Annotated in this window: 10 protein-coding genes and 1 riboswitch; of the genes, 6 read left to right on the top strand and 4 right to left on the bottom strand. The window is 65.6% G+C overall.

The genetic code is table 11. The annotated features are described in order from the left end of the window. Positions 1-178 precede the first annotated feature (178 nt). Positions 179-1,348, bottom strand: a complete 1,170-nt coding sequence (locus JQ566_RS15035) for a DNA topoisomerase IB (RefSeq protein WP_212373079.1) — start codon at positions 1,346-1,348, stop codon at positions 179-181. A gap of 402 nt (positions 1,349-1,750) precedes the next feature. On the opposite strand from JQ566_RS15035, the gene acs reads away from it, so the two are divergent. From acs to JQ566_RS15020, 3 genes are all read left to right on the top strand, one after another. Next, positions 1,751-3,697: an acetate--CoA ligase gene (acs, locus tag JQ566_RS15030; protein WP_212373077.1), complete on the top strand. Its 1,947-nt coding sequence runs from the start codon at positions 1,751-1,753 to the stop codon at positions 3,695-3,697. A 194-nt stretch (positions 3,698-3,891) separates the two neighbouring features. Then, positions 3,892-5,202 carry a toll/interleukin-1 receptor domain-containing protein gene (locus JQ566_RS15025; protein ID WP_212373075.1) on the top strand — a complete coding sequence of 437 codons (1,311 nt, stop codon included), beginning with the start codon at positions 3,892-3,894 and terminating at the stop codon, positions 5,200-5,202. A gap of 284 nt (positions 5,203-5,486) precedes the next feature. Next, the gene (locus tag JQ566_RS15020) at positions 5,487-6,002 is read left to right on the top strand and encodes a L,D-transpeptidase (protein WP_212373073.1); all 516 of its coding nucleotides are present in this window, start codon (positions 5,487-5,489) and stop codon (positions 6,000-6,002) included. 52 nt (positions 6,003-6,054) lie between these two features. On the opposite strand, the gene JQ566_RS15015 is transcribed toward JQ566_RS15020, so the two are convergent. Next, the gene (locus tag JQ566_RS15015; protein WP_212373071.1) at positions 6,055-6,645 is read right to left on the bottom strand and encodes a thermonuclease family protein; all 591 of its coding nucleotides are present in this window, start codon (positions 6,643-6,645) and stop codon (positions 6,055-6,057) included. Positions 6,646-6,715: 70 nt separating this feature from the next. After that, the gene (locus tag JQ566_RS15010; RefSeq protein ID WP_212373069.1) at positions 6,716-6,913 is read right to left on the bottom strand and encodes a DUF1674 domain-containing protein; all 198 of its coding nucleotides are present in this window, start codon (positions 6,911-6,913) and stop codon (positions 6,716-6,718) included. 188 nt (positions 6,914-7,101) lie between these two features. Here JQ566_RS15010 and JQ566_RS15005 point away from each other — a divergent pair, with 188 nt between their 5' ends. From JQ566_RS15005 to purH, 3 genes are all read left to right on the top strand, one after another. Beyond that, positions 7,102-8,448 (top strand): RsmB/NOP family class I SAM-dependent RNA methyltransferase, encoded by a 1,347-nt coding sequence (locus tag JQ566_RS15005; RefSeq protein ID WP_212373067.1) that lies wholly within the window; start codon positions 7,102-7,104, stop codon positions 8,446-8,448. A 158-nt stretch (positions 8,449-8,606) separates the two neighbouring features. Then, entirely contained in the window at positions 8,607-10,325 is a 1,719-nt protein-coding gene (locus tag JQ566_RS15000) for a heparinase II/III family protein (protein WP_212373065.1), read from the top strand. A 58-nt stretch (positions 10,326-10,383) separates the two neighbouring features. Beyond that, positions 10,384-10,465, top strand: a riboswitch (ZMP/ZTP riboswitch). A gap of 22 nt (positions 10,466-10,487) precedes the next feature. Further along, positions 10,488-12,080: a bifunctional phosphoribosylaminoimidazolecarboxamide formyltransferase/IMP cyclohydrolase gene (gene purH, locus JQ566_RS14995; RefSeq protein WP_212373063.1), complete on the top strand. Its 1,593-nt coding sequence runs from the start codon at positions 10,488-10,490 to the stop codon at positions 12,078-12,080. A gap of 117 nt (positions 12,081-12,197) precedes the next feature. On the opposite strand, the gene JQ566_RS14990 is transcribed toward purH, so the two are convergent. Beyond that, positions 12,198-13,586 carry an MFS transporter gene (locus JQ566_RS14990; protein ID WP_212373061.1) on the bottom strand — a complete coding sequence of 463 codons (1,389 nt, stop codon included), beginning with the start codon at positions 13,584-13,586 and terminating at the stop codon, positions 12,198-12,200. Positions 13,587-13,649 lie beyond the last annotated feature (63 nt).

Here is a 13,649-nt window from a genome sequence, read left to right as displayed (position 1 = left end):
CTGCTCCCGGCGGATCGGCCCGGACGGCCAGTCTACATCCAAAGGCCGCCACGACCCCCACAAGGGTACAGGGTGGGCAAAGGCGCGCTCTTCGCGCCGTGCCCACCACCTTTCACCATGAGCAAATGGTGGGCACGCTTGCGCTTTGCCCACCCCACGCAGCTACGGCGGCACCACGCTACACCGCCGCGGTCGCCACCACCTGCGCCAGCAGCTGCTCGCGCCTTGCCTGCGAGCGCTGGCCCTTCATGGTCGCGGCGAAGCGCTCGAGGATGCCGTCCTCGAAGGCGGTGACGATGGTGTCGTGGACGTAGCTCTTGCGGCAGATCGCCGGCGTGTTGGAGAGCTTGTCCGCGGCGGCGCGGATTGCGTCCAGCACCTGCTTCTTGCGGCCGCGCTGGCTGGTCGCCGGCGTGATCCGCGACAGCGATTCCACCACGACGGCGGACGCCATCAGGGTGCGAAAATCCTTCAAGGAGATCTTGATGCCGGCGATCTCGCGCAGAAACGCATTGACCTGCGTGGTGTTGACCGCCCGAACGATGCCGTAGGCATCGCGATACTGGAACATGCGCTTGCCGGGAACGCCGCGCAGAATGCCGATGGCGCGCACCAGCTTGGCCGCGTCGCACTCCTTGCGCACCGCCTTGCCGCCCTTGGCCTTGAAGGTCAGCACGAAGCTGTCGTCCTCCAGCGTGACGTTGGACTTCAGCAGCGTGGTGGCGCCGCGGGTGCCGTTGAGGCGGGCATAGGATTCGTTGCCCGGACGGATCGCGGTGCGCGCGATCAGCTCGATCACGGCCGAGAGCGCGAACTCGCGCGTCGGCGCGTCGCCCGACAGGAACGCCGAGACCTTGCGCCGGATTTTCGGCAGCGCGCCGACGAGCTTCTCCAGGCGGTGCGCCTTGCGGTGCTCGCGGACCTTCTCCCAATCGGCGTGATAGCGATATTGCAGCCGGCCCGCGGCATCGCGGCCCACGGCCTGAAGGTGGGAGCTGGGATCGGCGGAGTAGCGCACCTCGCGATAGGCCGGCGGCACCGCCATCGCATGCAGCCGGCGGATGGTGCGGGCATCGCGGATATGCGCGCCATTGGGACGGACGAAGGAGTAGCCCTTGCCGCGCTTGATGCGGCGGATGGTCAGCTCGTTCTGGTCACCGAGCCGCAGGCCCAGTTCCCTGGCAAGCGCCTCGACCGTCGCCGCGGGCGCCGCGTCGAAGACCTTCTTCGGGCTCAGGCGCCTGAAAGGGGCCGGTTTCGGCCATTGTCCGAGGGCTTTGGCGAGGGCAATGGCCGCAGGATCGGCTGACGCGGGCCGCATCGTCCCGAAATTCCGCTGATCCATCATAGTCTTATGCCTTAGCCCTGCCTGTTATCGATCAATGCCAACGTTCTGATTTTTGTTCCGAGGGGTCTCTTTGGGCCCGGGTTGGCCATTTAGGGTGTTCCGAACCGTATTGCGAGTCCCGAATCAGTGAGAAGAGGTCTCTAAATACCTCTATCGATGCATGAGGCTCTGCGCCGGGCTGTTCCGCGCAAAAGGGGTAAACACCCCCAAAAGGCGCCCGCGGGCGTGTTTCAGAGCTGCGACAGTCGCGGCAGGTGGCCTTGATCCTTCGCATGGCCGGCAGCCCGCCGAAGGTCCAGCTTGTGCTCCTTGTCGGGTCCGGCTAGCCCGACGCATAATCAGTCAATGATCAAGTCGGCTCGCCGATCGCTGGCGTTCGGCCTGCCGCATGTGGAGGGAAGCATGTCCGAGAAGATCTACGACGTCCCCGCAGAGTGGGCGAAACGCGCCTGGGTCGACCAGGCCAAGTACAAGGAGATGTACGCCCGCTCGATCTCGGACCCGAACGGTTTCTGGGCGGAGCAGGCCAAGCGCATCGACTGGATGAAGGCGCCGACGAAAATCGAGAACGTCTCGTTCGCGCCCGGCAATATCTCGATCAAATGGTTCGAGGACGGCGTCCTCAACGTCGCCCACAATTGCATCGACCGGCATCTTCACACGCGCGCCAACCAGACCGCGATCATCTGGGAAGGCGACGACCCCTCGCAGTCCAGGCACATTACCTACAAGGAGTTGCACGACGAGGTCTGCCGGATGGCCAACATCCTGCGCACCCGCAACGTCAAGAAGGGCGACCGCGTCACCATCTACCTGCCGATGATTCCCGAAACCGCCTATGCGATGCTGGCCTGCGCACGCATCGGCGCGATCCACTCCGTGGTGTTCGCGGGCTTCTCTCCGGACAGCCTCGCCCAGCGCATCAATGACTGCCAATCCAAGGTCATCATCACCGCGGACGAAGGGCTGCGCGGCGGCAAGAAGGTGCCGCTGAAGGCCAATGTCGACGCGGCGCTCGCCAAGACGGAGGGCGTCGACTGGGTCGTCGTGGTCAAGCACACCGGCGGCAAGGTCGACATGAACCCGACGCGCGACCTCTGGTACCACGAGGCGGCGGCGATGGTGACGACCGAATGCCCGCTCGAGCACATGCACGCCGAGGATCCGCTGTTCATCCTCTACACCTCGGGCTCGACCGGCCAGCCCAAGGGCGTGCTGCACACCACGGGCGGCTATCTCGTCTATGCCGCGATGACGCATCAATACGTCTTCGACTATCACGACGGCGACATCTACTGGTGCACCGCCGACGTCGGCTGGGTGACCGGCCACAGCTACATCCTCTACGGACCGCTGGCCAACGGCGCGACCACGCTGATGTTCGAGGGCGTGCCGAACTATCCGGACAATTCGCGGTTCTGGAACGTGATCGACAAGCACAAGGTCAACATCTTCTACACCGCGCCGACTGCGATCCGCGCACTGATGCAGGGCGGCGACGAGCCGGTGAAGAAGACCTCGCGCGCCTCGCTTCGCCTGCTCGGGTCGGTCGGCGAGCCCATCAATCCCGAAGCCTGGGAGTGGTATTACCGCGTCGTCGGCGACGACCGCTGCCCGATCGTCGACACCTGGTGGCAGACCGAGACCGGCGGCATCCTGATCACGCCGCTGCCGGGCGCAACCAGGCTCAAGCCGGGCTCGGCGACGCAGCCGTTCTTCGGCGTGGTGCCGGAGATCGTCGATGCCGACGGCAAGGTGCTGGAAGGCGAGACCTCCGGCAACCTCTGTCTGACGCGGTCCTGGCCGGGCCAGATGCGCACGGTCTACGGCGACCACGCCCGTTTCGAGCAGACCTATTTCTCGACCTACAAGGGCAAGTATTTTACGGGCGACGGCTGCCGGCGCGATGCCGACGGCTATTACTGGATCACCGGCCGCGTCGACGACGTCATCAACGTCTCCGGCCATCGCATGGGCACCGCGGAAGTCGAGAGCGCGCTGGTCGCGCACGAGAAGGTGTCGGAAGCGGCCGTGGTCGGCTTCCCGCACGACATCAAGGGCCAGGGCATCTATGCCTATGTCACCCTGATGGCCGGCGTGCAGCCGACCGAGGATCTGCGCAAGGAGCTCGTCACCTGGGTGCGCAAGGAGATCGGCCCCATCGCCTCGCCGGACCAGATCCAGTTCGCACCCGGCCTGCCCAAAACCCGCTCCGGCAAGATCATGCGCCGCATCCTGCGCAAGATCGCCGAGGACGAGCCGGGCAGCCTGGGCGACACCTCGACCCTGGCCGATCCCGCGGTGGTCGACGACCTCGTCAAGAACCGGCAGAACCGGAAATCGGCGTAAGTCATCGCCGTCATTCCGGGGGGATGCGTGAGCATCGAACCCGGACCTCGCAGTATTGAACTTCATGCCGGGGCCACGCTTGCGTGGCCCCGTGGTTTTTGGCCCATCGTCGCCAACCCTGCAATGTTGCTCGCGAAAGATTCCCGGACTAACCTGAAGTTGTTATTCCAGGACGATTATTCGAGGGCTGGTGCTTGGCCGATATCTTTTTCAGCTATGCCAAGGTTGATCGCGCGCAGATCGAGCCCATCATTCACGCGCTCGAAACCGAGTGGACGGTGTGGTGGGACGACGATCTTCAGATCGCAAGGTCCTTCAGCGAGGAGATCGAGGAAGAGCTGAATAGAGCTTCGTGCACGATCGTCGCGTGGTCGAAAGCCTCGACGAAATCCAAATACGTTCTTGATGAAGCCGGGCTCGCCAACGAAGCGGGCAAGCTCGTTCCGATCTCGCTGGACAGCGCCAAGCCGCCGCTGGGTTTCCGCGGTATCCAGACAGGCGATTTTTCGAAATGGCAAGGAGAACGCAACGCGCCGGAGTTCATGAAGCTTCGTCAAGCGGTTCAATTGAGAGTGGGAGTTCAACCAGCTCCAGCCAAGCCGACGTCATCGCCTGCCAACGAACTTCCCGGTTCGACCAGCTCCACTCCATTGCAAGAGCGACAGCCCGGAGATGAGCCTGAGCCCTCAAAACCAGGATCGGGCGGAGGAAAGCCAGGATCATTTCAGGGTTGGTTGATCGCATTGGCAATAGTGATGACAGCAAGTGTCGCGGCCGTCATCGTCATGGCGAACTGGCCGCAGGCAGGACGCCCTTCACCTGACGTGACCCCGACGCCGAGCCGTGCGGCCGCATCGACGGCGACTGCCTTCAATGGAATCGCGATCTACCTGCATACCAAACGTCCTCAGCAGCAGATCGATGACCTTTCTGCGAAGCTGCGTGAGGCCGGCTTCGAGCAATTCCATTCGGATGGTGACGTCGACAACGACAACAAGCCGGACAGCGTATCGCCACGTTCGGGGGTTGATTACCGCGCGGGGGATGCGAAGAGTCTCGCTGCCGCCACCAAAGCCGCTCAGATCACCAACGAGTTGCTCGGTACCGGCATCAAGCCGCGGCCGCAGACGATGGAAGCCAACAAGCTCGGCATCTGGCTGCCATACCGGGGCGACTACACAGCCTCGCTCGTATTTGCCGGCGACTTCAACCGCGACCGCGACATCAGGCCGTTCGCGCGCGAGGTGGGGGCGCTTGGCTGGAAATGGCAGGAGCCCACGGCCGGCGGTGGCGCCAGGAACGAGGCGGCGGCGCGGATGTGCGAAGTGCGGTATGGATCCCCGTCCGACCGCCCGTACGCTGAACTGCTGGCCAAGGACATCTCGGGGATCGCCGCCCCTGCCGGAGCCACACGCGTTGCGCCCGGTGGGGTGAGCGTGAAGGTCGATTCCAGCGTCGCCGCGAGCAGTCTGCAGATCTGGATCGGCTCTGGAATCTGCAAATAGCTGCAGGCTCCTCGGACCAAACCGGCTCCTCCGGGCACCTCCTCGCGCAATTGTCAGAGCGGGCGGTGCCCCCCCGCGTCTTTCCCGCCCTGTGTTGTTTTCAGGTCATTTACTTTATTTCGAACATTTCCTTTGTTCCCGCTGCTGACTGGCCCTCGGCGGCCGTGCGTGGAAACCATCCGGTTAACGGGCGCGGTTAACAATGAGCGTTGACGAGGGCGCGGCGGCGATTGCCGGGTTCTGCGTCATTTTGAACGATCCGTTTTGGGCGAGGGGAAGCATCGATGTCGATGAGGATTGCGGTGGCGCTGGCCGCCACCATCGGGGTTGGGGTCTTGATGTCGACGGCGGCAGAGGCACGGCCGGAGCTGGTGGGCGCACACCTCGCCGATTATTCGCCGGGCACCATCGTGGTCAAGACCAGCGAGCGGCGGCTCTATCTCATCCTCGATAACGGCCACGCCGTGCGTTATCCGGTCGGCGTCGGCAAGGCCGGCAAGCAATGGGCCGGCACGACCAAGATCGACGGCAAGTATCTCAATCCGGCCTGGGCACCGCCCGCCGAGGTGAAGCGCGACAAGCCGAATATCCCCGACGTCATTCCGGGCGGCTCGCCGCGCAACCCGATGGGCGTTGCGGCGATGACGCTCGCCGGCGGCGAATACGCCATCCACGGCACCAACGTGCCGGGCTCGATCGGCGGCTTCGTCTCCTACGGCTGCATCCGCATGCTCAACGACGATATCACCGATCTCTATGGCCGCGTCTCCGTCGGCACGACGGTGGTCGTGACGCGCTGATCGCCTGAACCAGTCAAGATGAAAGGCCGCGTCTTTCGACGCGGCTTTTTTGTTACCAGAAGCGCCAGCCGCGCGCGCACCAGCCGTCGCGATGGCCGCCATTGTAGCTGCGCACGTAACCGCTCGCGAGCAGCGTCGCCGCGACGTTGGCGGTGCGCCTGGTGGCAGCATCGGCGAGAACGCGGCCGTACTTGTCCTGACCAAGATTGTAGATCATCACGCCGCCCTGGCCGAGCAGGTTGCGTAGCGCATCGCTGGCGGCTTCGGCCTTGTCCAGCTCGTCCCGGCAGGAGGCTTTCATCTCGGGCGCATCGATGCCGCGCAGCCGAACGCGCGCGACGAGATCGCGGCCGTCGCGCTGATGCACGCGGGCAAGGAACGTATCACCGTCGATGGTGCGGACGACCTCGACCGGTTGCCTCGCATCGGAATTGCCGGACTGCTGCAGGATGATTTCGGCATTTCGCGATTGTTCGTCATCCACACGCGGAATGGGCCAGATCGTTCCGTGGCGGAAGCTGAGCACGACGGCCGTCACGACGCCGACCACGAACATCCACGGCAACAGTCCGGAGAAGCGACGGCCGAACGGCGAGCCGCTGTATGAAGACCGGTATGGTCGACTGGGATCGAAGCGCGACATCCGCGCACGCTAGGGCTGAGTCGGCTGAACCGGCAAGGTGGCTTATGGGGAGCGTGCGTAAAGCGGTGTCTCAAAAGTCCGAAGCGATGCCCTTGCGCTCCCAATCGCCGTAGCGGGTGGGCTCCGGCCCCTGCGGTCCCTGCAACTCCTTCGCCCTGGTCCCGTCCTTGGCCTGGGCGGCCGCAGCCTGCCGACGCGCCTCGGCTTCGGCCAGCGCACGCTGTGCGGCCGGCGACAGCGGCTTGCGCTCGGGAACGGGGTCACTCATCGCCGGTCTTTCTAGCGCAGGACCGGGCGCAACGCGATGCCCAATAACGCATTCCTGAAATCGGCTCAAAGGGCTGAAAAACCCGCAAGCGATTCTTACATTTGGCATATTCGCGTGTCAGAGATCGCCTTCTCAAGGCATGCGCCCTTTGCGGCGGAACTGCCGCTCGCTCAGAACCTTGCTTCCGCATGCCACCTCAACGTTTCGTCCCTCCATCCGAAGTGCCTGGTCTTGCGGCACGGCGGATTGCCGCCGACATCGTCGACGGCGTGCTGCACAAGCACCGCACGCTCGACGACCAGCTCGACGGCGGCGGCGCTCATCCCGGACTGAAGACGCTGGCCGACCGCGACCGCGCGCTGATGCGGCGCCTCGTCGCCACCGTGCTGCGCCGGCTCGGCACGCTCGGCCATGTGCTGTCCCGCCTGCTCGACAAGGGCATTCCCTCCGATGCGCCGCGCGCGCAGAGCGCGCTGTTGATCGGCGCCGCCCAGATCCTCTGGATGGACGTTCCGGATCACGCCGCGGTCGATCTCTCCGTCCGCCTCGTGCAATCCGACCGCCGCGCCGCGCGCTATGCCGGCCTCGTCAACGCCGTGCTGCGCCGCTGTGCGCGCGAGGGCAAGGCGCTGGTCGAGGAAGTTGCCACGCAATCGCTGGATCTGCCGCCATGGCTGCTCGCGCGTTGGAGCGCGCATTATGGCGAGGCGACCGCGCGAGACATGGCGCTGGCGCTCGGCCACGAGCCCTCGCTCGACCTGACAGTGAAATCGGATCCCGCACAATGGGCCAGCCGCCTGCATGGCGAAACACTGCCGACGGGAACGGTGCGGATGCTGCTGCACGGCTCGGTGACCATGCTGCCCGGCTTCGCCGAAGGACAATGGTGGGTGCAGGACGCCGCCGCCGCGTTGCCCGCCCGGCTGTTCGGTGACGTCAAAGGCAAGTCCATTGCCGATCTCTGCGCCGCCCCCGGCGGCAAGACCGCGCAGCTGGCGCTATCAGGCGCGCATGTCACGGCGATCGACCGCTCGCCTGCGCGGGTGGCGCGTTTGCGCGAAAACCTGGCGCGACTGTCGCTCCAGGCCGAGACTGTCGTCGCTGACGCCGTGGAATGGGCCGGCCCGGCCGAAGCCTTCGACGGTATTCTGATCGATGCGCCCTGTACCTCGACCGGCACGATCCGCCGTCATCCCGACGTCGCATGGCTGCGGCAGGAATCCGACATCGTCGCCCTGGCCGCGCTCCAGCAGCGGCTGCTGAGGAAATCCGTCTCGCTGCTCAAGCCGGGCGGCACGCTGGTCTATTGCACCTGTTCGCTGGAACCCGAGGAGGGTGAGCAGGCCGTGGCGGCGCTGCTCGCCGCCGAGCCTGCGCTTCGCCGCGTCCCGATCAAGGCGTCGGAGGTCGCGGGCCTCGACGAAATCATCACCGCCGACGGCGACCTTCGCACCCTGCCCTGCCATCTGCCGAACGCCGATCCCAAGCTCGGCGGCCTCGACGGATTTTTCGCGGCCCGGCTCGTTAAATCCTGATTTTGCACTGGATTTTGCGACCACGACGCTGATTCGCGCCGTTCAAGGTGGTGTCAGGCGTCCGATTTTGGGATTAATAAGGATTCGTCGGAATCCTCTCTCCCCCATCAAGGCAAGGCGTGTCGGTCGCTCAACGCAGACGTATCTCGACGCTGGTCATGAACCGCTTCGCGCGGAACATGCTCGCGCGCGCGAGCGGCGGTTCCGTTGCGTTGTCGCGGGTCTGGCCCAGCCGCACCGACCGGCTGATCATCGCGCCGCATGATCTGCGTACGGCGGATGCGACCCGCGCCGCCGAGATCTATGCCGGCCGCTTCGTCTTCGCGGGCAAGATCGTCAATTGCCACGGCCGTTCGATCTTCGACCTCGAGCCGCCGTCGGAGGATTGGGAGGTCGCGCTGCTCGGCTTCGGCTGGCTGCGTCATCTGCGCGCCGCCGACACTGCGTTGACGCGGGCGAATGCGCGCGCGCTGATCGAGGACTGGATCGCCAACCCCGCCAACAAGCGCCGCCCGGTCGCGCGCCGCGCCGACGTGCTGGCGAGGCGCGTGATCTCGCTGCTGTCGCAGGCGCCGCTGGTGCTGGGCGAGACCGACAACAAATTCTACCGCCGCTACTTGCGCGCCCTCGCACGCGAGATCCGCCTCCTGCGCTATACCATGCTCGACGTTCCCGACGGCGTGCCGAAGCTCCAGGTGCTGATCGCGCTGTGCTACGCGGCGCTGTGTCTCGCCAACCAGACACGTCACATCCGCAACGCCTCGAAGAAGCTGTCCGACGAATTGCAGCGGCAGATCCTGCCCGACGGTGGGCACATCTCCCGCAACCCGGGCGCGCTGATCGAGCTCCTGATCGACCTCTTGCCGCTGCGACAGACCTTCGCCGCGCGCAACATCGCACCACCGCCGGCGCTGCTCAACGCGATCGACCGCATGATGCCGATGCTGCGCTTCTTCCGGCACGGCGACGGCAATTTCGCGCTGTTCAACGGCATGAGCGCGACGCCGTCCGACCAGCTCGCGACGCTGCTCGCCTATGACGACACCCATGGCGCGCCGATGGCGAACATGCCGCATACCGGCTTCCAGCGCCTCGATGCCGGCCAGACCACTGTGATCATCGACACCGGCCCGCCGCCGCCGGCCGGCGTCAGCCATGACGCCCATGCCGGCTGCCTGTCGTTCGAACTGTCGTCCGGCATCAGCCGCATCGTCACCAATTGCGGCATGCCGACCACGGGCCGCGACAACTGGCGGCCGTTCGCGCGCAGCACGGCGGCGCATTCGACGCTGACCTATCACGACACCTCGTCATGCCAGTTCGTCGAGATGTCGGCGATGAAGCGCCTCCTGCACGGCGCGCCCGTCACCAGCGGCCCGGTCGAGGTCGAGAGTTATCGCGAGGTCGTGCAGAACGGCACGCTGCTCACGACCTCGCATGACGGCTATCTCTCCAAATTCGGCGCGATCCATCGCCGCGTGCTGATGATCGCCAATGACGGCGCGCGCATCGACGGCGAGGACACGCTGTCGCCGCCGCAGGGCGGACGCTTCAAGGGCGCGGACGCAGATTTCGCGCTGCGCTTCCATCTGCATCCAGCGGTGAAGGCGAGCCGGCTGTCGGATGCCCGCGGCGTCATGCTGGTGCTGCCGAACCGCGACGTCTGGACCTTCGAGGCGCTCGACGACAAGGTCGACCTCGAGGACAGCGTGTTCCTGGCCGGCAATGACGGCCCGCGCCGCACCGCCCAGATCGTGATCCGGCAGGACGCGCGGCAGGCACCTTCGATCCGCTGGAGCTTTATCCGCTCGACCGCCTCGCCCGCAGTCACCAATGCCCGCCGCAACGCCAGGCGCGAGCCGGAACTTCCGCTGTGAACGCACGAATTCGGCACCATCTCGTCATTGTGAAAACGGCCAAAAGCTGCTATCGAGCCCTCGCTCGCGCGACTGGCGACCTTGGATGGAGCACCATCGGGAAGCGCGGGACATAGCAGCCGCGCGCCTGGGCATAGACACTCCCTGAAGAGGATCTTGCTCATGACTGACCATCCCCGCCGCGTCACCCGCGCACTTCTCTCCGTCTCCGACAAGACCGGCCTGATCGAGTTCGCCAAGGCGCTCGCCGCGCATGATGTCGAGCTGGTCTCGACCGGCGGCACCGCCAAGGCCATCGCCGCCGCCGGCCTCGAGGTGAAGGACGTCTCCGAGCTGACCGGCTTCCCCGAGATGATGGACGGCCGCGTCAAGACGCTGCATCCGAAGGTGCATGGCGGCCTGCTCGCGATCCGCGACAACAAGGAGCATGCGGAGGCGATGAAGGCGCATGGCATCGCGCCGATCGATCTTCTCGTCGTCAATCTCTATCCGTTCGAAGCGACCGTCGACAAAGGCGCCGGCTTCGAGGATTGCATCGAGAATATCGACATCGGCGGACCCGCGATGATCCGCGCCGCTGCGAAGAACCATGACGATGTCGCCGTCGTGGTCGAGGCGCAGGACTATCAGGCCGTGCTCGACGAGCTCGCCGCCAACAAGGGCGCGACCACGCTGAAGCTGCGCCGGCGGCTTGCCGCAAAGGCCTATGCCCGCACCGCGGCCTACGACGCCGCGATCTCGAACTGGTTCAACCGGCAGCTCGAAATCGACGCGCCCGACTTCCGCGCCTTCGGCGGCCGGCTGATCCAGTCGCTCCGCTACGGCGAGAACCCGCACCAGACCGCGGCGTTCTATGCGACCCCGGACAAGCGTCCGGGCGTCTCCACCGCGCGGCAGCTGCAGGGCAAGGAGCTCTCCTACAACAACATCAACGACACCGACGCGGCCTATGAATGCATCGGCGAGTTCGACGCCAAGCGCACCGCGGCCTGCGTCATCGTCAAGCACGCCAATCCCTGCGGCGTCGCGGAAGGCCCGAACCTCGTCGAGGCCTATCGCAGGGCGCTGGCCTGCGATTCCACCTCGGCGTTCGGCGGCATCATCGCGATGAACCGCGCACTCGACGCCGACACCGCGCGCGAGATCACCAAGATCTTCACCGAGGTGATCATCGCGCCCGATGCCAGCGAGGAGGCGATCGGCATCATCGGCGGCAAGAAGAACCTCCGCCTGTTGCTCGCCGGCAGCCTGCCCGATCCGCGTGCGCCGGGCCTCACCGCCAAGACGGTCGCCGGCGGCCTGCTGGTGCAGAGCCGCGACAACGCCGTGGTCGATGACATGACCTTCAAGGTCGTGACCAAGCGTGCCCCGACCGATGCGGAAATGCGCGACCTCAAGTTCGCGTTCCGGGTGGCCAAGCACGTCAAGTCCAACACCATCATCTACGCCAGGGATCTCGCCACCGTCGGCATCGGCGCGGGCCAGATGAGCCGGGTGGATTCAGCGCGGATCGCGGCGCGCAAGGCGCAGGATGCAGCCAATGAGCTGAAGCTCGCCGAGCCGCTGACCAAGGGTTCGGTCGTGGCGTCGGATGCGTTCTTCCCGTTCGCCGACGGCATGCTCGCCTGCATCGAAGCCGGTGCCACCGCGGTGGTGCAGCCCGGCGGCTCCATGCGCGACGACGAGGTGATCAAGGCCGCCGACGAGCACGGCATCGCCATGGTGTTCACGGGAACGCGGCACTTCAGGCATTAGGCCGCGCCACGAGCGTAGCCTGGATGGATCGCAGCGAAATCCGGGTCAGCGCCTCCGCGTCGACAGGTTTCCCGGATTGCGCTTCGCTCCATCCGGGCTACAGGACGACGGCGGGAGTTACGACTCCCGCACCCGCATCAACAGCGCGAGCCCCGCGACGAAGAACACCACCAGCACGGCCATGCCGGCCTTCTGGCTCGCAGTCACCGCGGTGATCATGCCGATCAGGAGCGGGCCGATGAAGGACGTCACCTTCCCGGTCAGTGCGAACAGGCCAAAGTACTGCGCGATGCGGTCTTTCGGTGCGAGGTGGATCAGCAGCGTGCGGGAGGCGGCCTGCAGCGGGCCGCCGGCCGCACCGATCAGGCAGCCCAGCACGAGATAGGCGCGCTCCGCCGCGCTCGAGAACAGGGGAGCGCCTGTTTGCGGCGGCGCGACCTTGATGAAGAAGATCGCGTCCTTATCGACCAGCAGGATCGCCGCCAGCGACAGCAGCAGGACCAGCAAGCTGCCGGCGATGACGCGCTTCGGTCCGAGACGATCGTCGAGCTTGCCGCCGAGCCACGCGCCGAATGCGCCGGCAACCGCGAGCATGATGCCGAATGTGCCGATCTGGATCGTGTGCCAGCCGAACGTACCTGCGGCATAGATGCCCCCAAACGCGAACAGCGACACCAGACCATCGGTGTAGATCATGTTGGCGAGCAGGAATGCCGCGAGCGACTTCCGCTTGGGCAAACCTTTGATCGACCGCCTGAGCTCCGACAGGCCCTCGCGCAGCGCCGCGCGCAACGGGCGCCTCGCCGGATAATCCGGCGTGAACAGGAACATCGGCGTCACGAAGATGATGAACCACAGCGCGGTCAGCGGGCCGGCGGCACGGTCGCCCTGATGCGTGACGGGATCGAGCCCGAATAACGGCGTCAAGCCGAGCAGCGTGCGGCCGGTCTCGGGATTGGCGGCGAGCAAGCCGAGCACGATGATCAGGCTGACGATGCCACCAATGTAGCCCGTGGCCCAGCCGGTGCCGGAGAGCCGGCCGATCCGTTCCGGCGGCACCAGGGTCGGCATCATCGCATTGTTGAAGAGAGTGGCGAACTCGGCACCGACGCTGGCGAGCGCCACTGCGGTGAGTAGCGACGGAATGACGGCGTAGTCGCCGGGTTTGCCGATCCAGAGCGTGCAGGACGCCAGCACCAGCACCGCGCCGAAGCCCGCGATCCATGGCTTCCTGCGGCCAGCCGCGTCGGCGATGGCCCCCAGCACGGGCGACAGCAGCGCGATCGCAAGGCCCGCCGCGGCCATCGCAAAGCCCCACAGCGACTGGCCAGTGGCGGGATTTGGCGCAACACTGGTCGCGAAATAGGGCGCGAACACGAAGGTCGTGATCAGCGTGAAATAGGGCTGCGCGGCCCAGTCGAAGAAGATCCAGCTGACGACAGCGACGCGCGGCGGATAAATCCGCTGCGCGCTGGCCGTGCGCACATCCGGGGCGATCGTCGTCATCACGCAGTCCTCATCACGAACAGTTTTGCCTCTATTTGAGCAAACGGTATAGCATTGCCGCGA

The organism is Bradyrhizobium sp. SZCCT0231, from assembly GCF_018130245.1.
GTDB classification, from domain to species: Bacteria; Pseudomonadota; Alphaproteobacteria; order Rhizobiales; family Xanthobacteraceae; genus Bradyrhizobium; species Bradyrhizobium japonicum_F.
The sequence above is the reverse complement of the archived record's forward strand: the minus strand, read 5'-3'. Positions and strand labels throughout refer to the sequence as shown.

Excerpts from the sequence above, each read along its gene's own strand:
- JQ566_RS15035 (WP_212373079.1), bottom strand. The coding sequence starts at position 1,348 with ATGATGGATCAGCGGAATTTCGGGACGATGCGGCCCGCGTCAGCCGAT.
- acs (WP_212373077.1), top strand. The coding sequence starts at position 1,751 with ATGTCCGAGAAGATCTACGACGTCCCCGCAGAGTGGGCGAAACGCGCC.
- JQ566_RS15020 (WP_212373073.1), top strand. The coding sequence starts at position 5,487 with ATGTCGATGAGGATTGCGGTGGCGCTGGCCGCCACCATCGGGGTTGGG.
- JQ566_RS15015 (WP_212373071.1), bottom strand. The coding sequence starts at position 6,645 with ATGTCGCGCTTCGATCCCAGTCGACCATACCGGTCTTCATACAGCGGC.
- JQ566_RS15010 (WP_212373069.1), bottom strand. The coding sequence starts at position 6,913 with ATGAGTGACCCCGTTCCCGAGCGCAAGCCGCTGTCGCCGGCCGCACAG.
- JQ566_RS15005 (WP_212373067.1), top strand. The coding sequence starts at position 7,102 with ATGCCACCTCAACGTTTCGTCCCTCCATCCGAAGTGCCTGGTCTTGCG.
- JQ566_RS15000 (WP_212373065.1), top strand. The coding sequence starts at position 8,607 with ATGAACCGCTTCGCGCGGAACATGCTCGCGCGCGCGAGCGGCGGTTCC.
- purH (WP_212373063.1), top strand. The coding sequence starts at position 10,488 with ATGACTGACCATCCCCGCCGCGTCACCCGCGCACTTCTCTCCGTCTCC.
- JQ566_RS14990 (WP_212373061.1), bottom strand. The coding sequence starts at position 13,586 with ATGACGACGATCGCCCCGGATGTGCGCACGGCCAGCGCGCAGCGGATT.